This is a genomic window from Nonomuraea sp. NPDC049646, from assembly GCF_044465525.1.
Taxonomy (GTDB): Bacteria; Actinomycetota; Actinomycetes; order Streptosporangiales; family Streptosporangiaceae; genus Nonomuraea.
Genome location: NZ_JBITLU010000020.1, coordinates 85,690 through 110,489, shown reverse-complemented (window position 1 = coordinate 110,489; position 24,800 = coordinate 85,690). Strand labels below are relative to the sequence as shown.

The 24,800-nt window shown below is 74.1% G+C and carries 6 protein-coding genes; all 6 read left to right on the top strand.

Annotation, left to right across the window (positions count from 1 at the left end):
• The first annotated feature begins 3 nt into the window (after positions 1 to 3).
• Genes ACIBQ8_RS42560 through ACIBQ8_RS42535 form a run of 6 tightly spaced genes read left to right on the top strand, consistent with a single transcriptional unit; the run spans position 4 to position 24,800 of the window.
• Entirely contained in the window at positions 4 to 20,970 is a 20,967-nt protein-coding gene (locus tag ACIBQ8_RS42560) for an SDR family NAD(P)-dependent oxidoreductase (protein WP_397194951.1), read from the top strand.
• Positions 20,954 to 21,877, top strand: a complete 924-nt coding sequence (locus ACIBQ8_RS42555) for an LnmK family bifunctional acyltransferase/decarboxylase (protein WP_397194950.1) — start codon at positions 20,954 to 20,956, stop codon at positions 21,875 to 21,877. Before ACIBQ8_RS42560 ends, ACIBQ8_RS42555 begins: the two co-directional genes overlap by 17 nt.
• Positions 21,864 to 22,100 (top strand): phosphopantetheine-binding protein, encoded by a 237-nt coding sequence (locus ACIBQ8_RS42550; protein WP_397170829.1) that lies wholly within the window; start codon positions 21,864 to 21,866, stop codon positions 22,098 to 22,100. The genes ACIBQ8_RS42555 and ACIBQ8_RS42550 overlap by 14 nt, the downstream gene beginning before the upstream one ends.
• The gene (locus ACIBQ8_RS42545; protein ID WP_397170830.1) at positions 22,097 to 23,314 is read left to right on the top strand and encodes a hydroxymethylglutaryl-CoA synthase family protein; all 1,218 of its coding nucleotides are present in this window, start codon (positions 22,097 to 22,099) and stop codon (positions 23,312 to 23,314) included. The genes ACIBQ8_RS42550 and ACIBQ8_RS42545 overlap by 4 nt, the downstream gene beginning before the upstream one ends.
• Positions 23,311 to 23,550 carry a phosphopantetheine-binding protein gene (locus tag ACIBQ8_RS42540; RefSeq protein WP_358298245.1) on the top strand — a complete coding sequence of 80 codons (240 nt, stop codon included), beginning with the start codon at positions 23,311 to 23,313 and terminating at the stop codon, positions 23,548 to 23,550. The genes ACIBQ8_RS42545 and ACIBQ8_RS42540 overlap by 4 nt, the downstream gene beginning before the upstream one ends.
• Positions 23,547 to 24,800 (top strand): beta-ketoacyl synthase N-terminal-like domain-containing protein, encoded by a 1,254-nt coding sequence (locus ACIBQ8_RS42535; RefSeq protein ID WP_397170831.1) that lies wholly within the window; start codon positions 23,547 to 23,549, stop codon positions 24,798 to 24,800. The genes ACIBQ8_RS42540 and ACIBQ8_RS42535 overlap by 4 nt, the downstream gene beginning before the upstream one ends.

Sequence of the window (24,800 nt, the reverse complement as noted above, 5' to 3'; positions counted from 1 at the left end):
TCCATGCCCGCGATCGAGTGTCACACCACGCTGAAGCACACCGACTTCATCATGCGGAACCACCGGGTGCACGACGTGTCCGTCATGCCCGGGGTGACGTTCCTCGATCTGGTGTTCCGCACGCTGATGGCGACCGGGCGCGACCCCGGGGAGATCGTCCTGCGCGAGGTGCTGTTCACCGAGGCGATCGTCACCAAGCCGGAGGCCGACCGGGAGATCCGCGTCACCGTCGACGGCTCCGACGTGCGGGCGGAGAGCCGCTGGAGCAGGGACGGGACGCCGCTGTCCGGCTGGCGGCGGAACTTCACCGGCAAGGTGGGCACGCCGAACGGCCCCGAACCCGGCCCGATCGACCTGGACGCCCTGCGCCGCGGCGCCCGGCGGCACGGCGACATGGAGGACCTGTACGCCCGCGCCAGGGCCGAGGACATCAGCCACGGCGCCCCGATGAAATGCGCGGGACGGCTGCACCACGGCGACGGCTACCTGCTCGCCGAGCTGCGGCAGGACTCGCCCGCCCCCGGCCACGAGGGCTTCCACCTGCACCCCGCCCGCCTGGACGCGGCCACCCTGGCCGGGCTCGGCCAGACCCAGGCGTCGGGGCGGGAGCCGTTCATCCCGGTCTACATCGCAGAGTTCCGCGCGCCCCGGCGGCTCGGCGCGGCCTTCCACGTGTACGCGCCGCGCCCGGAGAGCATCGCGCCGTCCGGCGACGTGATCACCAACGACTTCGGCCTCTACGACGAGCGGGGGCGCTTCGTCGCCGGGTTCGGCGGGCTGTCGTGCAAGCGCATCAGGTCGCCGCGGCTGATCGAGCGGCTGCTCGACGACCCGGCACGCCCGGAGCAGCCGTCCGCCACCGGCCACAACGGCTCCGGCGACCTGGTGGGCCGCCTGCGCGAGCTCGTCGCCGGGCCGCTCGGCCGCCAGCCCGGCGAGGTGCCCACCGGGACCGGCTTCTACGACCTCGGCCTGGACTCGGTCACGCTCGTGGACATCAGCGAACGGCTGGAGAAGATCGTCGGGCGGCGGCTCTACCCGACCCTGCTGTTCGAGTACGGAGACATCGACAGCCTCGCCGCCCACCTGTCCTCCGCCTACGACCTCACCCCGGGGAGGCCGGAGCCCGAGCCGGGCGAGACGCGCTGCTTCCGCGACGTGTGGGTGCCGCTCCCCGAGGACGGCGACGACCCCGGCGAGTACCGCGAGATCACCCCCGGCGCCCGGTACGACGGCTCCCGGCACCTGGTGCTCCGGGCCACGCCGGGGGAGCCGGCCGACCCGTGCCTGGCCGTCTGGGAGACGGCGAAGGCCGTCCTCGCCGCGAAGCCGGAGCGACCGGTCACCCTCACCTACGCCCACACCGGCGACGACCCCGCCCACGAGGCCGTCGGCGCGCTGGCCAGGACGATCACCGCCGAGACCCCGCTGATCCGCTGCCGCAGCATCCGCCTGGACCCCGCCACTGCCCCTGCCCCTGCCCCTTCCACCGCCTCCGCCGACGTCCCGGCCTCCGCCGACGTGCTGCGGGACGCCTCCGCCGAGCCCGAGATCCGCTACGAGCGCGGCGAACGCCTGGTGCGCCGCTGGCTCCCGGCCGAGCCGGGCGAGCCGTCCAAGCCCGGCGAACCGTCCAAGCCTGGCGAACCGTCCAAGCCTGGCGAGCCCGGCGAGCTTGGCGGGCGCGTCGCGATCAGGAAGGGCGGCGTGTACGTGATCGCCGGCGGGACGGGCGGCATCGGCCGCCTCCTCGCCGAGCACCTGGAACGCCGCCACCAGGCCACCGCCGTGCCCGTCAGCAGGAACGCGGAGATCTCCGCCGACCTGACCGACCTCGACCAGGTCGAGCGCGCCCTCGCCACGGTCCGGGCGCGTCACGGACGCATCGACGGCGTCGTCCACTGCGCGGGCGTCAACCGCGACGGGCTCTACCCGGGCAAGCGGGCCGCCGACATCGAGGCCGTGGTGGCGGCCAAGGCCCTGAGCGTGCGCCACCTGGACGCCGCCACCAAGGACGACGATCTGGACTGCTTCGTAGTGTTCTCGTCGGTGTCGGCGTCGCTGGCCAACCCGGGGCAGGCCGACTACGCCTTCGCGAACGCGTACCTGGAGGAGTTCGCCCGGCGGCGGGCGGCGCGGCGGGACCGGCCGGGCCGGACCCTGGCGGTCGCGTGGCCGTACTGGGCCGAGGGCGGGATGCGGGTCGGGCCGGAGACGATCGAGCGCGCCCGCACGGCCACCGGGATGGTCCCGCTGCCCACCGAGGCCGCCCTCGACGTGTTCGACCGCGCCCTGAGCGGGACCGAGGACGTCCTGACGGTGCTGCACGGCGACGCGGACCGCATCCCGGCGCTGCTGCCGCCCGCCCCGCCGCAACCGTCGCCCCGCCCGGCCTCCCGGCCCGCGCCCGCCACGCCCCGCGCGCAGGCGCGGCCGATGGGCGGCGGCGAGCCCGGCGGGGTGCGCGGCGACGAGCCCATCGCGGTCGTCGGGCTGGCCGGACGTTACCCGCAGGCCCCCGACCTGCGCGCCTTCTGGCGCAACCTGGCCGAGGGACGCGACTGCATCGAGGAGATCCCGGACGGCCGCTGGAACCACGACGAGATCTACGACCCCGAGAAGGGCGCCCGCGGCAGGACGTACGGCAAGTGGGGCGGCTTCCTCGACGGCGTCGACCGCTTCGACCCCGCTTTCTTCGGCATCTCCCGCCGCGACGCCGAACGCATGGACCCGCAGGAACGGCTGTTCCTCCAGACCTGCTGGCACGCGCTGGAGGACGCCGGCCACCCGCCGGAGTCGCTGTCGGCGCAGAACGTCGGCGTGTTCGCGGGCGTCATGTGGAACCACTACCAGCTCGTCGAGGGCGGGGAGGGCGGCGTCGCCCCCACGGCCATGCACGCCTCCATCGCCAACCGCGTCTCCTACACCCTCGACCTGCACGGCCCGAGCATCGCGCTGGACACCGCCTGCTCCTCCTCGCTGACCGCCGTCCACCTGGCCGTCGAGAGCCTGCGGCGCGGCGAGTGCGACCTCGCCCTGGCCGGCGGCGTGAACGCGACCGTCCACCCGCAGAAGTACCTGCAACTCGCCCAGGGACACTGGCTGTCGGAGGACGGACGGTGCCGCGCCTTCGGCGCCGGCGGCAGCGGGTACGTGCCCGGCGAGGGCGTCGGGGCCGTGCTGCTCAGGCCGCTCTCGCAGGCCAGGGCGGACGGCGACCACGTCTACGGCGTCATCGCCGCCACCGCCGTCAACCACACCGGCCGGACCAGCGGCGCGACGGTCCCCAGCCCGCGCTCGCAGGCCCAGCTCATCGGCACGGCGATCCGCAGGTCCGGCTGGGACCCGGCGAGCATCGGCTACATCGAGGCGCACGGCACCGGCACCTCGCTCGGCGACCCGATCGAGGTCGAGGGCATGCGCCAGGCCCTGCCGGCGGACGCCGACTGCGCGATCGGCTCGGTCAAGTCCAACATCGGCCACCTGGAGGGCGCGGCCGGGATCGCCGGGCTGACCAAGGTGCTGCTCCAGCTCCAGCACGGGCAACTGGTGCCGTCCCTGCACGCCGACGAGCTCAACCCGAAGATCGACTTCGCCGCCACGCCCTTCCACGTGCAGCGCGCGCTCGAACCCTGGACCAGCCCGGACGGCACACCCCGGCGGGCCGGGGTCAGCGCGTTCGGCGCGGGCGGCACGAACGCGCACGTCCTGGTCGAGGAGGCGCCCGAGCCCGCTCCCGGGCCGGGCGCGGACGGGCCCTGCCTGGTCGTGCTCTCCGCCCGTACGCCCGAGGCGCTGCGCGACTACGCCCGCGCCTGGACCCGCTTCCTGGCCGAGACCGCCACGGCGGACGGCTCCCCGGCAGGCTCCTCGGCAGGCTCCCCGGCAGGCTCTCCGGGGGGCTCCCGGGGCGGCGTCGAACGGGTGGCCGCGCTGCTCGGCATCCCCGCCGACCAGCTCGACCCCGCCGACTCGCTGGGCGACCTCGGCCTCGACCCGGCCGCGCTGATCCAGCTCGGACCGGGCCTGTCGCTGGACGACACCGTCGCCGACCTGGCCGGCCCCGGCACGTATCTGGCCGACCTCGCCTACACCTCGCAGGTCGGACGGACCGGCATGGCCGAGCGGCTGGCGCTCGTCGTGAACGACGTGGCCGAGCTGCGGGACGGGCTGGAGGCGTACGCGGCCGGCGCGAACCCGGGCCCCGGCGTCTTCACCGGCTCCGGGGGCACCACCGGCTCCGGCGGCGAGGAGGGGACGCCGTCGGCGGCGGAGTGCGTCCGGCTGTTCCGGGACGGACGGCTGGAAGAGGTGGCGGCCGCCTGGGCCGGAGGAGCCGAGGTGCCGTGGCGCGAGTGCCACGACGGCGGGCGGCTGGTGTCGCTGCCGGTCTACCCGTTCCAGGAGGAGAGCTGCTGGCTCGGCCGCTGGCAACGCGCCACCACGGCCGCCGAGCCGCCTGCCCAGCCACCCGCCGAGCCGCCTGCCCAGCCACCCGCCGAGCCGCCTGCCCAGGCTCCCATCGAGTCGCCTGCCGAGTCGCCCGTCGGGCCGCCCGCCGTGGAGACGCCGGAGGAGCAGGTCGTGGAGCTCGTGCCGGACGGGGAAGGGCTGCGGTTCGAGGTGCTGCCCGAAGGGGTGGCGCTGGTGGTGATGGGGTCCGGGGCGTCCATGTTCACCAGGGAGCTGATCGACGACCTCCAGGCCGCGTTCGCCGAGATCGCCGGGCGCGAGGACGTCAAGGCGGTCGTGCTCACCGGCAGCGGCAACGTCTTCAGCATGGGCGCCACCCCGGAGGCCCTGCGCACCCTCGCGGGCGGCGAGGGACGCTTCACCGACGTGCCCTTCCTGTACGAGGGGCTGCTGCGGTGCGACCGGCCGGTCATCGCCGCCGTCCAGGGGCACGCGTCGGGCGGCGGGCTGGCCTTCGGGCTGTTCGCCGACCTCGTCATCATGGCGGCCGAGGGCGTCTACAGCGCCAACTTCATGAAGTTCGGCTTCACGCCCGGGATGGGCGCGACGTACATCCTGGAGGAGCGGCTCGGCCGGTCGGCGGCGCACGAGATGCTCTACACCGGCCGGTCCGTCACGGGTGAGGAGCTGGCCCGGCGGGGGGCCGGGGTGACCGTCCTGCCGCAGAACGCCGTGCTGAAGGCGGCGCTCAGGCACGCCCGCTCGATCGCCGCGCTGCCGCTGCCCGCCCTGCGGGCGCTCAAGTCCGAGCTGGCCGGACGGGTGCTCGACCGGCTGACCGGCGTCATCGCGGGAGAGTCGGGGATGCACGAGCGCGTGCTGGGGGAGGAGTCGCTGGCCCGCGTCGACGACTACTTCGCCAAGGTGGACACCTTCAGAGCCGACACCCCGAAGGCCGACACCCCGAAGGCCGACACCCCGAAGGCCGACACCCCGAAGGCCGAAGCCCCGAAGGCCGAAGCCCCGAAGGCCGAAGCCCCGAAGGCCGAAGCCCCGAAGGCGGGCGCCGCCGAGAAGCGGTCCACCGACGCAGGCTCCGTCGAGAAGGGGTCCCCCGAGAAGGGGTCCCCTGAGGCAAGAACCTCCGCAGCAGGGAACGTCGCGGACGGCCCTGAGGCGGGGGAGGTGCGGGGGGTCATCGAGGGCACGCTCATGAGCCACCTCTACCTCCAGCCCCACGAGGTGGACGACTCGCTGAGCTTCAGCGAGATGGGGCTGGACTCGATCGGCGCCGTGGAGATCGTCCGGGACCTGAACCGGAGCTTCGGGCTCGACCTGGACTCCGTCGCCGTCTACGACCATCCGACCGTCCCCGCGCTGGTGGAGGCCGTGCGGGAGGCCGTGGCCGCCGACGGGGTGACCGTGCCCCCGCCGCGTCCCGCCCCCGAGCAGCAGGTCCCGGAGGAGCGGCCTTTCGTACCGCGGCAACCCACCCCCGCCGAGCGTGACGAGACCCCCGAACCGGGCGAACCGGAGGCGGGCCAGGTCCGGCTGCCCTCGCTGGACGGCGACCGCGCCGAGCCGGACACCACGGCCGCCCAGCCGCCCGCGCGCACCGGCACGGTCACCCTGGAGACGGTGCGACCCTCAGCCGAGCCCTCCACCCGTGAGGAGCCCTCCACCCGTGAGGAGCCCTCCACCCGTGAGGAGCCGTCGGCCCGGGAGGAGACGCCCGCCCGGGAGGGGGACATCGCCGTCATCGGCATGGCCGGGCGGTTCCCGGACGCGCCCGACCTCCGGACGTTCTGGCGGAACCTGGCGGACGGCCGGTGCAGCATCCGCGAGGTGCCCCCCGAGCGGTTCGACGTGTCGCGGGTGTACGACGCCGACCGCATGGCGCCGGGCCGGACGTACAGCAAGTGGGCCGCCATGCTCACCGACGTCGACGCCTTCGACGCGGCCTTCTTCAACATCTCGCCCCTTGAGGCCGAGACGATGGACCCGCAGCAGCGGCTGTTCCTCCAGGAGGCGTGGCACGCCCTGGAGGACGCCGGCTACGCCGCCAGGTCCGGCCGCAGGCCGTGGGGCTGCTTCGTCGGCTGCGGCGCGGGCGACTACGCCGGCCTGCTCGCGGCGGCCGGACGCGACGACACCGGGCACGCCTTCCTCGGCAACGCCTCCTCGGTGCTGCCCGCGCGGATCGCGTACCTGCTGGACTTCGGCGGGCCGACCATGGCCGTGGACACCGCGTGCTCGTCCTCGCTGGTGGCCGTGCACCTGGCCTGCGAGAGCATCCGGCGCGGCGAGTGCGAGGCGGCGGTCGCGGGTGGGGTGGCGGTGATGAACACCCCGCGGATGCACATCTGGTGCAGCAAGGCCGGGATGCTCTCGCCGACCGGCACCTGCGCGCCCTTCGACGAGTCGGCCGACGGCATCGTGCTGGGCGAGGGCGTCGGCGTGGTCGTGCTGAAGCGGCTGGACCGGGCGCTGGCGGACGGCGACCACGTCCACGGCGTCATCCGGGCCAGCGGCGTCAACGGCGACGGCGCGAGCAACGGCATCACCGCGCCCAGCGCGTCCTCCCAGGCGGAACTGCTGGCCGAGGTGCACCGGCGGGCCGGGATCCGTCCCGGCGCGGTGGACTACGTCGAGACGCACGGCACCGGGACAGAGCTGGGCGACCCGATCGAGGTCAAGGCGCTGGCGAAGGTGTTCGGCGCGGACCGCGAGCGCCCGTGCCGCATCGGCTCGCTCAAGGCGAACGTCGGCCACACCACCATGGCGGCCGGAATCGGCGGGCTGCTCAAGACGCTGCTGGCGTTGCGGCACCGGCAGTTGCCGCCGTCGCCGGGGTTCGTCCGGGCCAACCCGAAGATCGACTTCGCGGACGGCGCGCTCGAGGTGGTCACGGAGCTGTCGCCCTGGACGCCCGGCCGCTCCGGCGAGCGGGTCGCGGCGGTGAGCAGCTTCGGCTTCAGCGGGACGAACTGCCACGTCGTCGTCGCCGAGCCGCCCTCCCGCGAACCGCGGCCCGCCGAGCCGCCCTCCCGCCAACTGCGGGCCGGTGAGCCGCCCTCCCGCCAACTGCGGGCCGGCGGCCGCGAGGACGTCGTCGTGCCCCTGTCGGCGTCGGACGAGCAGGCACTGGCCCGGCTGCGCACCGGCCTGGCCGGTCACCTCGACGCCCACCCCGAGCTGGACGTGCGCGACGTCGCCCGCACGCTCGCCGTCGGCAGGCCGCACCTGGCCGGGGCCCGGTGCGCGTACGTGGCCGGGGACCTCGCCGACCTGCGCGCACAGCTGCGCGACGGCGCCCGCCCGGCACGCGGCGAGGCGGCACGCCTCGCCGAGCGGTACACCGGCGGCGACGAACTTCCCTGGGACGACCTGACGGCGGGCGGGCGGCGGGTGCCACTGCCGGGCTACCCGTTCGCCGACGACCGCCGCCACTGGATAGGCGGCGACGACGACCACCCCACCGGCCCCACCCCCGGGCCACGGACCCGCCCCGCCGACCACCCGGCCGGCCCCGCCCCTAGGACGTCGATCCGCCCCGCCGACCACCCGACCGGCCCCGCCCCCGGGACGTCGATCCGCCCCGCCGACCGGTTGGTCGCCGACCACCGGATCGGCGGCACGCCCGTGCTGCCCGGCGTGGCCCTCCTGACGATCGCCGCCGAGCGCGGCGGCCTGTCCGGTCCGGTGCGCTTCGAGCGGGTACGGTGGCTGCGCCCGTTCGAGGTGCGCGAGGCCCGCCCCCTGGACGTGCTCGTGCGCGACGACGGCGGCTTCGAGCTGGACGGGCACGCCCGCGGCACCCTGCGGACCGGCCACGGCCCACTCGGGCGGCTGGACGTCGCCGAGGTCGAGGCCCGTTGCGCGGACAGCCGTCCGGCCGACGACCTCTACCGCTCCTTCGACCGCGCCGGGCTGCACTACGGACCCGGGTTCCGGGTGCTGCGCGAGGTCCGCGTCGGCGACGGCGAGGCGCTGGGCGTCCTGCGCGACGGCGCGGGCTGGGAGGCGCTGCTGGACGGCGCGCTCCAGACCGTCGCGGCGCTGCGTCCCGAGGACGGTGAGCCCGCGATGCCTTTCAGCGTGGAGTCGGCCGAGCTGGACGGCCCGATCACCGGCCCCGCCCACGCCCACGTGACCGACGAGGGCCGGGACGGGTACACGGTCCGCCTCGCCGACGCCACAGGGCAGGTCAGGGCCGAGTTCCGCGGGCTCGTCCTGCGCACCCGCCGCCCGGCCCGCCCGGCGGACGGCATGACCTTCGCCCCCGTCTGGCGCCGAACCCAGCCCGCCACCGAATCCACCGCCGGGCCAGGCGCGGGTGGCGGGCGGGCGCTCGTGCTGCACACCCCCGCCGCCGAGCCGCTGGCCCGCGCCCTCCTGGACACCCACGAGGACGGCCGCCTGGCGCCACTCACCGCCCCCGCCCCGCCGGACGGACGGTACGACTACGACACCGTGTACGTCCTCGCCCTGCCCGACCGGAACGTCCCGCCCGCCGACGACCGAACCACCCACGACGTGTTCCGCCTGGTCAAGCAGCTCTCCGAGCAGGGGCGCGGCGGCTGGAGCCCCACGGTGAAGGTGATCGTCGCCGGAGCCGTGCGGGTGACGGGGGACGAGGAGATCGTCCCGCATGCGGCCGGCGTGATCGGCCTGACCAGGGCGGTGGCCGCCGAGCACCCGCACTGGACCGTCGCCGTCATCGACGTCGGCGCCGCGCCGCAGCCCACCGCCGACCTCGCCCGCCTGGTACGCGCCGAGAGCTGCGCCGACGAGCTGGTCGCCCTCCGCGACGGCCACCGCCACCTCCGCACCCTGGAACCCCTGCCCCTGACCGCCGGCCACAGCCCGTACCGGGACGGCGGGGCCTACCTGATCGTGGGCGGGACCGGCGGCCTCGGACGCACCCTGAGCAGGCAGCTGGCCGCCACTGCGGGGGCGCGGCTGGCCCTGGTCGGGCGGCGCGAGATCAGCCCCGAGATCCGGGAGCAACTGGCCGAGATCGAGTCGCTCGGCGGCCAGGCCGTGTACCTGCGGGCCGACGTGGCCGACCGGGCCGCGTTCGGCAGGGCCGTCGAGGCGGCGCGGCAGCGGTTCGGCGAGCTCCACGGCGCCTTCCACGCCGCCCTGGTGCTGCGCGACATGACGCTCGCCAACATGGACGACGACGCGTTCGCCCAGGTGCTCGCGCCCAAGGTGGCCGGCGCCGCCGTCTTCGCCGAGGCGCTGGCGGGCCTGCCGCTGGACTTCCTGGCCTACTTCTCCTCGGCGGCCTCGTTCGTCGAGGTGGGCGGCCAGGCGAACTACGCGGCCGCCAGCACGTTCGAGGACGCCTACGCGCTGAGCCTGCCCGACCGGCCCGTCAGCGTGATCAACTGGGGCTACTGGGGCAGCGTCGGCGCGGTCTCCGGCGGCGGCTACGACAGCCGGTTCGCCGAGCTGGGCATCGGCTCGATCGAGCCGGAGGAGGGCATGGCGGCGCTGGCGTCCGTCCTGGGCTCGGGGGCGCGGCAGGCGCTCGTCGTCAAGGCGGAGCCGAAGGGCCTGGCCCACATCGGCGTCCGCACCCCGGACGCCGCCACCGAGCACGGGGAGCTGGAACGGGCGCGGACGGCGTTCGCCGCGCTGGACGACCTGGCCCGCGGGCTGCTGCACCGGTCGGCCGACCGGGTCAGGGCCGTCGAGAACGTGCGCGCCGACCGCGGACGGCTGCACGCCGCCGTGCTCGACCTGCTGGACGGGCCCGCGCCGCAGACGTCGCCGGCGGACGTGCTGGCCCGCTTCCCCGACCTGGAGCCGCACGTCAAGCTGCTGACCGCCTGCGTCGAGGCGCTGCCCGGCGTGCTGGCGGGCGAGCGCGACCCCATGGAGGTGCTGTTCCCCGGCGGCTCGATGAGCCTGGTCGAGCAGGTCTACAAGGGGCAGGCGGTCTCGGACCACTTCAACCGGCTGCTGGCCGGGGAGGTCGCCCGCGGCGGCCCCCGCCGCGTCCTGGAGATCGGCGCCGGTACGGGCGCGAGCACCGGCTTCGTGCTTGACGCTCTCGAAGGCCAGGACGTCGAGTACACCTACACCGACGTCTCGCCCGGGTTCCTGCGCCACGGCGAGCGGGAGTTCGGCGCGCGCCGCCCGGACCTCGTCCTCGCCCTCTTCGACGTGGAACGCGACCCGGCCGAGCAGGGCTTCGAACCCGGGTCCTACGACGTCGTGCTGGCCACGAACGTCCTGCACGCCACCGCCGACGTCGGCCGGACGCTGCGCAACGCCGCCGCGCTGCTGCGTCCCGGCGGCCGGCTGCTGGTCAACGAGGTGACCAGGGCGGCCGACTTCCTGACCCTCACGTTCGGGCTGACCCCGGGCTGGTGGCGCTTCACCGACGAGGAGCTGCGCCTGCCGCACAGCCCGCTGCTCGGCGCGCCGCAATGGCAGCGGGCGTTCCGGGCCGCCGGTCTCACCCCCACCCGCACCCTGGGCATCCCCGGCACGCCCGTCGCCGAGCTCGACCAGTGCGTCCTGGTGGGCGAGACCGCCCCCGCCACAGCCACCGGCACCGGCGCCCGCGGCTACGTCAAGCGGGTGTTCGCCGAGGTGCTCAAGTACGGGACGACCGACCTGGACGAGCGCGCCACGTTCGAGACGTTCGGCATCGACTCGCTGGTGAGCCAGAACGTCATCCACCGGTTCGAGCAGGATCTCGGGCCGCTGCCGTCCACCCTGCTGTTCGAGAACCTGACGATCGAGGAGCTGGCCGCGTACCTGGAGAACGAGCACGGCGAGCGCCTGCGCGCGGCCCTGGGCCAGGAACCCGCGCCGGAGCAGCCGGCGCGGCCCGCGCCGCGCCGCGAGCCCGCCGCGCAGGCCCTCGACATCGCCGTGGTCGCGGTGACCGGACGCTACCCGGCCTCCCCCGACCTGGACGCCTTCTGGAGCAACCTGGCGAACGGCGCGAACTGCATCACCGAGGCGGACCGCTTCGACCTGGACGCCCTGTACGACCCCAAACGCGGACGCAAGCAGCGCACCTACAGCAAGTGGGGCGGCTTCATCGAGGGCGTGGAGCAGTTCGACGCGCCGTTCTTCGGCATCCTGCCGCGCGACGCCGAGATCACCGACCCGCAGGAACGCCTGTTCCTGGAGACCGCCTGGACCCTGCTCGAAGACGCCGGCTACCTGAGCGAGCACACCAGGCAGCCGAGCACCGGCGTCTTCGTCGGCACCATGTACGGCTCCTACGGGCGCATGGCGGCGGCCGAGGGCTGGCCGGAGGGCAGGTTCGCGGGGGCGCACTCGGCGTACTGGTCGATCGCCAACCGGGTGTCGTACTTCTTCGACCTGCGCGGGCCGAGCCTCGCCGTCGACTCGGCCTGCTCGTCGTCGCTGACCGCGGTCCAGCTCGCCTGCGAGAGCCTGCGGCGCGGCGAGTGCGCGCAGGCCATCGCGGGCGGCGTGAACCTGATCCTGCACCCCGCCCACTTCGTGGCGCTCTGCTCGCTGAACATGCTCTCCGCCGACGGCGCCTGCAAGGTGTTCGACGAGGCGGCGGACGGGTTCGTGCCGGGGGAGGGCGTCGGGGCGGTGCTGCTCAAGCCCCTGGCCGACGCCGAACGCGACGGCGACCGGATCTACGGCGTCATCAAGGGCGCCTTCGCCAACGCCGGGGGGAAGACCGCGGGGTACACCGTGCCCAATCCGAGCGCCCAGGCTGCCCTGGTCTCCGAGGCGGTCCGGCGGGCCGGGCTGGACCCGCGGACCATCTCGTACGTCGAGGCCCACGGCACCGGCACCGCGCTCGGCGACCCCATCGAGATCGCCAGCCTGACCAGGGCCTTCGGTTCCCAGGACATCGGGGACGCGGACCGCGTGGACCGGATGGTCGGCTCCGTCAAGGCCAACATCGGGCACCTGGAGGGCGCGGCGGGCATCGCCGGGCTGACCAAGGTGCTGCTGCAGTTCCAGCACGGCCAGGTGGCTCCCTGCGCGAACCTGGAGACGCCCAACTCCAAGATCGACTTCGCCGCGTCCCCCTTCCGGCCGCCGGACCGGCTGACCGACTGGCGGCGGCCCTTCCTGGACGGCGAGACGTTCCCGCGCCGGGCGGGGGTCAGCTCGTTCGGCGCCGGCGGGGCCAACGTGCACGTCGTCCTGGAGGAGTACGTCCCCACCGGCGGGGCGCCGGCGCTGCCCGACGGCGCGGGGGAGCAGGTGATCCTGCTCTCGGCGCGTACCCGCGACCAGCTCCGCGCCATGGCGGGCCAGGTCGCCGACGTCGCGGCGAGCGGGCGGGCTGGGCTCGCCGAGCTCGCCTACACCACCCAGGTCGGCCGCGCCGAGCTGCCCGAACGGCTCGCCGTCCGGGCAACCACCCTGGACGAGCTCGCCGCCCGGTTGCGTTCGTTCGCCGGCACCGGCGAGGCAGAAGGCGTCCTCGTGGGGACGGCGAAGCCCGGCCCCAGCCAGCCTCCCTCTTCGGACGGCGTCGGCCAGACTCCGCCTTCGGAGGGCGCTGGCCAGACTCCGCCTTCGGACGGGGCTGGCCAGACTCCGCCGAAGGCGGGCGTCGGCCAGGCCCTGCCGAAGGCTGGCGTCGGCCAGGCTTCGCCGGAGGGCGGCGCGGAGGGGCTCGGGGCCGGATGGGTCGCAGGCGCCCGGGTGGACTGGGCCGCCAACTGGCCCACCACCCACCCGCGTCGCGTGACCCTCCCGCCCTACCCCTTCGACCGCCGCCCCTACTGGCTCCCCACCGACCGAACCACCACCCACCCCACCGACCGCCTCACGAACCAGACCAGCGGCGACCCCGCCCACAAGCCCACCGACCAGACCGCCGGTGCCCCCGCCGGCGGGCCCGGCGACCAGCCCGGCAGCACGCCCCGGCCTCCCGCCCTTCAGCCGACTCACGCCGACGCGGCCGCCCCTCGGGCGGGCTCCGAGCTCGCCGCCGGGTCGGCGTCCGCTCAGGGAGCGGGGGAGGCCGCGGACGGGCGTTGCACCTACCTGCGCCCCCGCTGGACGCCCACCGCACTCCCCGAAGGCCCCCGGGAACCGGAAGCCCTCCTGGTGATCACCGCCGACGACCGGCTGGCCGAAGAACTAGGCGGCACCCGGCTCCACCCCGACGACGCCTCCCCACCGGACGATGCCCCCGAACAGGCCGCCCGGCAGTTCGGCGGTCTGGGACGGGCTCCTGACGCCGTCGTGATCGCCCCTTCCGACCCGTTCCCCGGGACCGCCGCCTTCGACGTCCTGCTGCGCACGGCCACCGCCGTCCTGCGTGACGGGGGCCCGCTCAGGGTGGTGGTGTCCGCCACGACGGGCGAGCCGCACCACACCGCCCTGGCCGCCGCCCTGCGGACGCTGGCCCTGGAGCACACGGCGTTCAGCGGCGTGTGCGTCACCGGCGCCACCCCGGCGCAGGTCGCGGCCGAGCTGCGGGCGCCCGCCGCCGGGACCGCCCCCGAGCAGCGGGTCTCCGAGGTCGCCTACCGCGACGGCGCCCGTCTGGTGAAGGGCATGGAGCCGTACGAGCCGCCGCCTCCCGCGCTGGACGTCCGGCCGGACGGCACGTACCTGATCACCGGCGGCGCCGGGGCCATCGGGCTGGCGTTCGCCCGCTACCTCGCCGGGCGCGGGGCGGCGAAGCTCGTCCTGACCGGACGCTCCGAGCCCGGCGGCGACATCGAGCGCCGGATCGCCGGGCTGCCCGCCGTGTACGTGCGCGCCGACGTGTGCTCGGCCGCCGACCTGCGTGACCTGCGCGACCGGTACGGCCCCTTCCACGGCGTCATCCACGCCGCCGGGATCCACCGGGACGCGCGGGCCGTGCGTAAACGTCCCGAGGACACGCGGGCCGTGCTGGAGCCCAAGATCCTTGGCACCGTCCTGCTGGACGAGGCCCTGCGCGGGCAGCCGCTGGACTTCCTGGCGCTGTTCTCGTCGGTGGCGGCCGAGACCGGCAACATCGGGCAGATCGACTACGCCTACGCCAACGCCTTCCTCAACCACTTCGCCGAGCGGCGCGAGCGCCTCGGGCGCGGCAGGACGCTCGCCGTCGGCTGGCCGCTGTGGGAGGACGGCGGCATGAAGGTGGACGACGCCACCCGCCGGCTGTTCGCACGCCGCTGGGGCAGTGTCCCGATGAGCACCGCCGCCGGGCTCGCCGCCTTCGCCCGAGGGCTGGCCGGAGCCGAGACGAGCTTCGCCGTGGTCGAAGGCCCCGCCGAGCCCGCCCCCGAACGGTCCCAGCCGCCCGCGAACCCCGAATCCGAGGTTATGGAGATGAGTGAGCCCATGTCCGCGACGGAGACGACCGGGTCCGACGACGATCTGATCGAGGCGGTACGGGCGGAGCTGCGCCGCGCGGCGGCCGGCTTCCTGCTGGTGGGCGAGGAGCACGTGGACCTCGACGCCGAGCTGATGGACATGGGGTTCGACTCGATCTCCATGGCCGAGCTGGTGGACCAGGTCAACGAGCGGTACAAGCTCGACCTGCTGCCGACCGTGCTCTTCGAGGCCACCGACCTGGCCACCTTCTGCGACCACCTGCTCGCCGAGCACCGGGCCGAGATCGCCGCCGCCCACACCGCACCAGCCCCCGCCCCCAGCTCGCCCGCCCCCGCCACCCCACCCGCCCCCGCCGCAGAACCTCTCGCCGCCCCCGCCGGACGGCAGGAGGACGCCGAGCCAGGCCCGGCGCCGGAGACCGTGACCTCGCCCCCACGGCCCGGCGCCGGGACCTCCCCGACCGCCCCAGACAACCCACCGACCACTGGGACCGGCACAGCGACCGGCACAGCGACCGGGACCGCGACGGCCACCCCCGCGACGGGCGGCATCGCGATCGTCGGCATGGCGGGCATGCTGCCCGGCTCCGCCGACCTGGACGACTTCTGGCGCCACCTGACCGAAGGCCGCGACCTGACCCGCCCGGTCCCCGAGGACCGGCGCGAGCTGCGCGAGAACCCCGAGACGGCGAACGTCCGCGCCGGCTTCCTGGACGACGTGCGCTCCTTCGACGCCGCGCTGTTCGGCATCTCGCCCAAGGAGGCGGCGATGATGGACCCGCAGCAGCGGCTGTTCCTGCAGACCGTCTGGCGGGCCGTCGAGGACGCCGGATACCGCCCCGCCGACCTGGCCGGCACCAGGACGGGCCTGTTCGCGGGCGTGTCCGCGTGCGACTACGACGACCTGCTGCGCGAGCACGGCGTGCCGGTCGAGGCGCACACGGCCAGCGGCGTGGCCGACTGCATCCTGGCCAACCGCGTCTCCCACCTGCTGGACCTGCGCGGCCCCAGCGAGGCGGTCGACACCGCCTGCTCCAGCTCGCTCGTCGCCCTGCACCACGCGGTACGCGCCATCGAGGACGGCGAGTGCGACGCGGCCATCGCCGGCGGCGTCAACCTGACGCTCAGCCCGGGGCTCTACATCGCCTTCGCCAAGTCCGGCATGATCAGCGAGGACGGCGTCTGCAAGACGTTCGACGAGCGCGCCGACGGCTACGGCCGGGGCGAGGGCTGCGGAGCCGTCCTGCTCAAGCCGCTGCGGACGGCGCTGGCGGACGGCGACCAGATCCTCGCCGTGATCAGGGGCAGCGCGGTCAACCACGGAGGCCGGGCCAGCTCGCTCACCGCGCCCAACCCCGAGGCGCAGGCGCGCGTGCTGGTCGACGCCTACCGCAAGGCGGACGTCGACCCCGCCCGCGTCACCTACATCGAGGCGCACGGCACCGGCACCAGGCTCGGCGACCCGATCGAGATCGAGGGCATGAAGAAGGCGTTCGCCCGGTTGTACGCCGACCGCGGGCGGCCCGCGCCGGACGTCCCGCACGTCGCGCTCGCCACCGTGAAGACCAACATCGGCCACCTGGAGGCGGCGGCCGGCATCGCCGGGCTGCTCAAGGTGCTGCTCTGCATGCGCCACGGGGCGCTGCCGCCGACGATCCACTACGAGCGCCCCAACCCGTACGTGCGGCTGGAGGGCAGCCCGTTCACCATCAACACGCGGCTCACGCCGTGGGACGGGCCGGACCGGGTGGCCGGGGTCAGCTCGTTCGGCTTCGGCGGCACGAACGCGCACGTGGTGCTGGAGGCGTACCGGCAGGAGGTCCCGCCGGAGAAGGCGGGGGAGCCGCGGGTCCTGGTGCTGTCGGCTTCTCGCCGGGAGGCCCTGGAGGAGTACGCGGGGAACGTCGCCCGATACATCCGGGAACATCCGGAGATCGGCCTCGACCGCATCGCCTGGACCCTCCAGAACGGACGCCGCCACCTGTCCGAACGGCTCGCCGTGGTGGTCACTGATCGCGAGCAGGCCGTACGGGCGCTGAGCGGCGAACCGGCGGGCGTGCACAGGGGCACCGCCCGCAGGGACGCCCCGGCGCCGTGGGGCACCGGGCCGGAGGAGCTCGCCGAGGCGTGGGTCTCCGGCAGCGAGGTGGACTGGCAGGGATTGTGGCAGGGGCCGCGCCCGGTGCGGGTCTCGCTGCCCGGCCCGCCCTTCGCCCGCGTCGAGCACTGGTTCACCGCGCCCGAGCCGTCTCCCGCCGCCTCGGCCGCCGCCCCGGCAGCCGTGTCAGGGGCCGTGCCGTCCGCCGCGCCTTCGGACGGCGGGGTCGTGCGGCGGACCAGCGACGGGAAGGTGCGCCTGCGCGCCGCCAAGGGCGGCCGGACGCCGGACGCCCCCGCCCCCGCCGAGCGGGCGGAGGCCGCACGGCTGGAGGAGACGCCGGTCGCGCCCGCCGGGAGCGCCGGCGGGCCCGCCGGGGTGGAGGAGATGCTGCGCGAACGGCTCTCCACGATCCTGGACGCCGACCCCGCCGGCGTGGACGTGGACACCCCCTTCGAGGAGCTCGGACTCGACTCCATCTTCCGGATGGAACTGGTCAAGGCGATCAACACCGCCTTCTCCCTCGACCTCCAGGCAGCCGAGCTGTACGAGTACGACACGGTGGACCGGCTCGCCCGCGCCGTCGAATCAGCCATCACCGACTCCGCCCCCACCCAAGAACCGAAACCCACCCAAGAACCGAAACCCGCCCGTAAGCCGAAACCCACCCCAGCGCGCGCCACCGAACCGACCTCGAAACCGCCTCGGAGACCGGCCTCGAAACCCGCGCAGAAGGCCGCAGAACCCGCCCCCAAGCGCACCCGCACGTCCGAGCAGGCGCGGGCGCAGGCGCCCGGCCCGGCGCGGGCCAAGGCCCGGGAGAAGGCGGGCGCCCTGGAGGACCAGCTCGCGGAGCTGGTCGGCGCGATCACCGAGCGCCCGTTCGACGACGCCCGCAGCTTCGCCGACAACGGCCTGACCTCGTTCGAGATGCTGCGTGTGGTGAGCGTCCTGGAGAAGCAGGTCGGCGCGCTGCGCAAGACCCTCCTGTTCGACCACCCCACGCTCGCCGACCTGGCCGCGCACCTGCGCGACGAGCGCGGCGCGCAGTCCGTACGCCTCCCGGAGCAGCCGGACGGACCGGCCCCGTTCGAGACGCGGGTGCGCGACGGCGAGCCGGCCGTGCTGCTGAAGCGGGACCTGCACCGGCACCCGGACCTGCGGGACCTGGTGGCCGGCATCGACCGCCGCCACGCCAAGGAAGGCGGCCTGGCCGGACGCGACATCGCGCCGCTGGCCTTCATCGGCTCGGCGCGCGAGGGCTACCTGCACGTCTCCGAGAACGGCGGCAACCTGCTGGCCTGGAGCTACGCCGGCTCGGAGGAGTACTTCCAGGAGCTGGTCGAGGAGTACACCGCCTACGCGCGCGGACGCGGCCTGCGGCCCAACTTCCTGTCCCTGCTCCCGGTGCGCGAGGTGGCAGGGGAGCCGTACAGCGCGACGCCGTTCGGCGCCGTGCAGCGGCTCGACGACCTGGGCTCGTTCACGCTGAAGGGCGGCCGGATGGAACGCCTGCGCTACATGGTGCGGCGCTTCTGCAAGGCGGGCGAGTGCCGGACGGACGAGTACCGCTCGGGCGAGGACCCCGCGATGGACCGCAGGCTGGCCCGGCTGGTGGACGAGTGGGCCGGCCGCAAGCAGATGGTCAACCCGTACGTGTCGGTCGTCCGGCGGGAGATCGAGGAGGGCCGCCTGGACGACAGGCACCGCGTCTTCGTCACCTACCTGGACGACGAGGTGGCCAACGCCGTCGTCATCACGAAGATCCCGTCGGAGAACGGCTACCTGCTGGACGTCGAGTTCTACCCGAAGGGCATGCCGCTCGGCGGGCTGGAGTTCGCGATCGTCCAGATCATCGAGCAGCTCGTGGAGGAGGGCTGCACGATGTTCAGCTTCGGCGCCAGCTTCGGCGTCGAGACGGAGGAGTCGGCCAACGCCGCCCCGGACGTGCGCCAGGCGCTGGACGAGCTGCGTTCCGCGGGCATCTTCGGCGAGGGGAACTTCCAGTTCAAGAACAAGTTCCGGCCGGTGAACGTGCCCATCTACCTGTGCCAGCCGGAGGGCGAGGACCGCACGCCGGTCTCGGAGATCATCCTCATGATCGCCGACCCGGACCTGCGCCCCGCCACCACCGGAAACCCGGTTGAAGACGACCCGGCAGAGGACAAGCCGGGCGAAGACAAGCGGGCTGCGGAAAAGCCGGGCGCGGAGGATCTGCTGGCCCGGTACGGCGGCGAGCCGGCCCGGGTCCCCGCCCACCACGTCACCACCGACCTGATCACCGACTCCTGGGCCGAGCTGGACGCCCCCTGGATCGCCGAGCGGCTGCGGCGCCTGACGGAACGCTCGGCCGCCCGCCCGGACACGGAGATCGACGGCCTGCCGTTCCCCTTCGTCGTCCCGACGGGCTCCGGCCGGGCGGCCGAGGCGCTGCTGTGCCGGTCGTGGCCGGGCCGGCGCGGCCGGGTGCTGCACAACGGCCTGTTCCCGACCTGGTTCCTGAGCCTGGCCGACAACGGCTTCAAGCCGGTCGAGCTGCCCGGCGGCCCCGAGATCGACGTCGAGGCGCTGGAGGCGGAGCTGGCCGGGGACGAGCCGGTGTCGTTCGTCTGCGTGGAGGTGGCCAACAACGCGGCCGGCGGCGCGCCGACCTCACTGGCGAGCCTGCGCGCGGTCAAGGAGGCCGCGGCCCGGCACGGCGTCCCGCTGGTGATCGACGGCGCCCGCGTGGTGGACAACGCGGTGGCGGTCGCGGACGGCCGGGACGTGTGGGAGGTCGTCGGCGAGTTGCTGGAACTGGCCGACAGCGCCACGATCAGCCTGTCCAAGGACTTCGGGGTGCCGTTCGGCGGCCTGCTCGCCACCCGCGACGACGCCCTGCGCGAGCGGGTCGCCGAGCGGCTGGAGACCTGGGGCAGTGACGTCGGCCTGGCCAACCGCCGGATCATGGCGGCCGCCCTGGAGGACCGCGAGACGGTGGCCGAGCAGGTGCGCGCCCGGACCGAGGCGGTGGCGGCGCTCCGGCAGGGCCTGTCGGAGGCGGGCGTCGCGCTGGAGGGCCCGCCCGGCGGCCACTGCGTGCTGCTGAAGGACGCCGACCACGTGCGCATCTTCCGCGAGACGGGCATCAGGGGCGCTCCGCACTTCGGCCGCCAAGGCGTGGTGCGCCTGGCGGTGCCGGTCGGCCTGAGCGTCGAGGAGGCCAAGGACGCCGCCGCCCGCCTGGGCGCCCTCCTGAGCACCGACGCCCAAAAACCCGACACCCAAGAAACCGACACCCAAGAAACCGACACCCGAAGAGCCGACGCCCGAAAAGCCGACGCCCGAAAAGCCGAGGCCGGCAGGCGGAGGAACCCCGACAATCCCAACCTGGCGATCCTGCGCGAGCACAACCCCGACGTCGAGCACGAGATCGTCACCACCGCGGACGGCGACGTCGAGCTGTTCAGCGCCGGCTCCGGACCGGCCCTGCTGCTCATGCACCCGTTCAACGTCGGCGCCGGCGTCTACGCCCGCCAGTTCGAGGGCCTGGCCCACCGCTACCGCGTGACGAGCGTGCACCATCCGGGCGTCGGCGCGACCACGGCCGCCGCCGACCTGTCGCTCGGCGGCCTGGCCCGGCTCTGCCACGACGTGGCGGGCGGCCCGGCGCACGTGGCCGGGGCGTCGTTCGGCGGGCTGGTGGCCCTGGCGTACGCGCTCGACCACCCCGATGACACCGAGTCGCTGATCCTGATCGGCAGCTCCTGCCGCATCGGCAACCGGGTCGGCGACATCGACAAGCTGGAGGTGGTGGCCACCCAGGACTTCGACCGGGTCATCGAGGGCAGCGGGTCCAAGCGGCTGCGCAAGCGGCGGCAGGCCCTGATGCGGCTGCTGCTGCGCGCCGAGAGCATGGCCCCGCAGGTCGGCCTGCGCTACCTGGACGTGTTCGCCGAGCGCCCGGACCTGGGCGACCGGCTGCCGGAGATCCGGGCGCGCACGCTGATCGTCCAGGGCCGGTACGACACCGTCATCCCGGCCAAGACCGCGCACCTGCTGCACGCCCTGATCCCCGACTCCCGGTACGAGGAGATCCCCGACGCGGGTCACTTCCCGCAGCTCACCAGCCCCGACCACGTCAACCGGCTGATCTGCGAGTTCCATGATGAACAGAATTGACGACAGCACCGTGACCAGGACCGAGCTGGTCAAGCCAGGGATGTGCGGGCCCAGCTCGCTGTTCATGGGCGAGGTCGGCGACTGGACCTGGGACACGGTCAGCGCGCTGTGCGGCACGAACGCCTTCGACGCGCGCAACGCCGCCGGCGACCCGACGTACCTGTCGTTCTACTACTTCCACGTCAGGGGCAGCCGCGACCTGCACGTCAACGCGCTGACGTTCGGCGACGAGCTGGAGGTCACCTCCCGGCTGTTCGGCTTCGGCAGCGAGTCGGTGCTGGCCCTGCACCGGATCGGCCGCGGCGGCGGCCGGGCGGGCGAGCTCGACCCCGACCGCTTCTACGCCTTCGACGACCCCGGCTGCATCTACGTCGAGACCTTCAACCGCTGGATCTCGCGCAGCGCCCCCGGCAGCAACGAGGGGCTGGTCAAGTCGTCGCCGGTGGACTTCAGGCACGAGCACCTGCCGACGCTGCCCGGCGCGTACTCGCCGAGGAAGGTCTACGGCCACGCGAGGAGCAACGGCACGTTCCTGGCCCGCAAACCGGACGACCCGGTCACTTTCACCGCCGACTACCCGGTGGAGCCGTCCAGGGACCTCAACGGCGTGGGCCTGCTCTACTTCGCCTCCTACTTCGCGATCGTCGACTGGGTGCTGCTGCGCTTCTGGTGCAGCCGGGGGATCGGCGTCGCCGACTTCCTCCGGCGGGTCGTGCTCGACCAGCGGCTGTGCTACCTGGGCAACGCGAACGCCGACTCGGTGCTGCGGGTGAGCCTGGAGTGCTGGCCGGCGCCGCAGGACGAGAACGAGGAGATCGTCAACCTCGTCATGGAGGACCGGGGCCGCACGATCGCGGTCAGCACCCTGCGAGTTCTCAGGAGGGGAGACACCGATGACGACGCGTGACCACGTCGAGGGCGTCGTGCACAAGACGATCGACGAGATCCTGCCCGGCGTCGAGATCGACGGCCGGGCGCACCTGAAGGACCTGGGCGCGGACTCCGTGGACCGGGTCGAGATCATCCTGGCCGTGCTCGACCGGCTCGGCGTGCGCGAGCCGCTGTCCTCCTTCGGCGGCGTGCCCAGCATCGACGCCCTGGTCGACTTCCTGTGGGAGCGTGTGAGGTGAACGTCGGAATCGAGGCACTCAACGTCTACTGCGGCCTGGCCCAGATCCCGGTGCCGGAGCTGTTCGAGGGGCGCGGGCTCGACGCCGAGCGCCTGGGCAACCTGATGATGCGCAACCGCTCGGTCGGCCTGCCCTTCGAGGACCCGGTGACCAACGCCGTCAACGCCGCCCGGCCGATCGCCGGCGACGACCGGATCGAGATCCTGATCACCTCCACCGAGTCCGGCCTCGACTACAGCAAGTCGGTGGCCTCCTACGTGCACGAGTACCTGGGGCTGCCGAGGAGCTGCCGGGTCGTGGAGGTCAAGCAGGCGTGCTACGCGGCCACGGCGGCCGTCCAGCTCGCCGCCGCGTACGTCGCCTCGGGCGTCTCGCCCGGCGCGAAGGCGCTGGTGATCGCGACGGACGTGGCGCTGGTGGACGAGCGAGCCGCCTACGCCGAGCCCGCCATGGGCGCCGGGGCGGCGGCCGTGCTGATCAGCGACCGGCCGCGTGTCCTGGACCTGGATCTGGGGGCGTTCGGCAACCACAGCTACGAGACGATGGACTCGGCCCGGCCGGGGCCGACGTTCGACATCGCCGACTCCGACCGCTCGCTGTTCGCCTACCTCGACTGCCTGACGAGCTGCCTGGCCGGCTACCGGTCCAGGGTCGAGGACGCCGACTTCGCCACCACCTTCGACCACCTGGCCATGCACACCCCGTTCGCCGGGATGGTCAAGGCCGCGCACCGCAAGCTGATGCGCGAGTCGGGCGGCGGCACGGCGTCGGTCGAGGAGGACTTCGAGCGGCGGGTGCTGCCCTCGCTCGCCTACCCCAGGCGGGTGGGCAACCTCTGCTCCGGCTCGGTCTACCTGGCCCTGGCCAGCCTGATCGACCACGCCACCCTGGACGGCCCGGCCCGGGTCGGCCTCTACTCCTACGGCTCGGGCTGCTCGTCGGAGTTCTTCAGCGGCCTGATCGACGAGGAGTCGGCGAGCACGCTGGCCGCGATGCGGATCGGCGAGCACCTGGACGGCCGCTGCGAGCTCGCCTTCGACGAATACGCGGCGCTGCTGCCCGAGACCCTGACCTGCCTCGTGCCGGAGCGGGACAGGCAGGTCGACGTGGACGCCTACGAGCATCTGCTCGGCCGCGCCCGCTTCGACCGCGATCTCCTGGTGAACACCGGGACGAAGGACTACCACCGAACCTACGAATGGCTGGCACCATGACCAATGCGGAGATTTTCGAGACCGTCAAGCAGAACGTCCTGAGGGTGCTGCCGGACCTGCGGCCCGGCGACGTGACGACCGAGGGCACCCTGACCGACCTGGGCGCGAACAGCGTCGACCGGGCCGACGTGGTCACCATGAGCATGGAGGACCTCGGGCTGACCGTGCCGGTGTCGGAGTTCCAGGAGGTGCACGACATCCGGTCCCTGGTGGACCTGCTGGCGAGGCATTCATGAAGGTCGTCGTCACCGGCATGGGCATCGTCTGCTCGATCGCCTCCACCGTCCCGTCGTTCACCAGGGCGCTGCGGGCCGGGCGGTGCGGCATCGGGCCGGTGCCCGACCCCGGCGACGGCGGGCCGCGCCTGGCCGCCCTGGTCAAGGGCTTCCGCTTCCGGGAGGCGGTGGCGGCCCGCCGCCGCCTGCCCGAGGAGATCGTGCGCAACGCGCTGCGGGCGGCCAACCGCTCGCCGAAGCCGCTGCAGATGGACCTGGTCGCCGCCATGCAGGCGTACGAGCAGGCCGGGCTGCACGAGGCGCGGGCCGACCCCGAGCGGATGGGCCTGGTCGTGGCCGGGCACAACCTCAGCTCCGGCTACGCCCACGACCTGCACCCCAAGTACGAGGACAACCCCGCCCACCTGCCGGCCAGGTTCGCGCTGCACTTCATGGACACCGACCGGGTGGGCACGCTCAGCCAGGTGTTCGGCATCAGGGGCGAGGGCTACACCGTCGGCGGCGCCTCGGCCAGCGGGAACGTCGGCATCATCAACGGCAGCCGGCTGGTGGAGTCGGGGGCGGTGGACGTCTGCCTGGTGGTGGGCGCCATGACCGACCTGTCGCCGATGGAGAAGCGCGGCCTGGCCACGCTCGGCGCGGTCGCCGGCGTCGAGGAGCCGCAGCAGGCCAGGTGCCGGCCGTTCGACGAGGAGCACGAGGGGTTCGTGCCCGGCCAGGGCGCCGGCTGCGTCGTGCTGGAGAGCGCCCGCTCGGCCGCCGCGCGCGGCGCGCCGGCGCTGGCCGAGCTGTGCGGCTACGACCTGAAGCTGGACGCCAACAGCCTGCCCGACCCGCGCGAGGAGGGCGAGGCCAAGGTCATGGTCAACGCCATGGCCAACGCGGGCGTCGGGCCGCGCGACATCGACTACGTCAACGCCCACGCCACGGCGACGCCCAGCGGCGACGTGGCCGAGCTGGCCGCGCTGCGCAGGGCGCTGGGCGACAGCTTCGGCCGGCCGTGGGTCAACTCCACCAAGGGGCTGATCGGCCACTGCATGTGCGCGGCCGGCGTGGTGGAGGCGATCGCGACCGTGGTGCAGATGCGCCGCGGCTTCGTCCATCCCAACCTGAACCTGCGCCATCCGATCAACCGCGACTGCCGGCTCGCACCCGGCAGGCTGCGGGCCGCCGACATCCGTTACGCGCTGTCCAACAGCTTCGGGTTCGGCGGCTTCAACACCTGCATCGTCCTCGGACGCGAGCGTTGA

Excerpts from the sequence above, each read along its gene's own strand:
- ACIBQ8_RS42550 (WP_397170829.1), top strand. The coding sequence starts at position 21,864 with ATGACGACGCGTGACCACGTCGAGGGCGTCGTGCACAAGACGATCGAC.
- ACIBQ8_RS42560 (WP_397194951.1), top strand. The coding sequence starts at position 4 with ATGCCCGCGATCGAGTGTCACACCACGCTGAAGCACACCGACTTCATC.
- ACIBQ8_RS42535 (WP_397170831.1), top strand. The coding sequence starts at position 23,547 with ATGAAGGTCGTCGTCACCGGCATGGGCATCGTCTGCTCGATCGCCTCC.
- ACIBQ8_RS42540 (WP_358298245.1), top strand. The coding sequence starts at position 23,311 with ATGACCAATGCGGAGATTTTCGAGACCGTCAAGCAGAACGTCCTGAGG.
- ACIBQ8_RS42555 (WP_397194950.1), top strand. The coding sequence starts at position 20,954 with ATGATGAACAGAATTGACGACAGCACCGTGACCAGGACCGAGCTGGTC.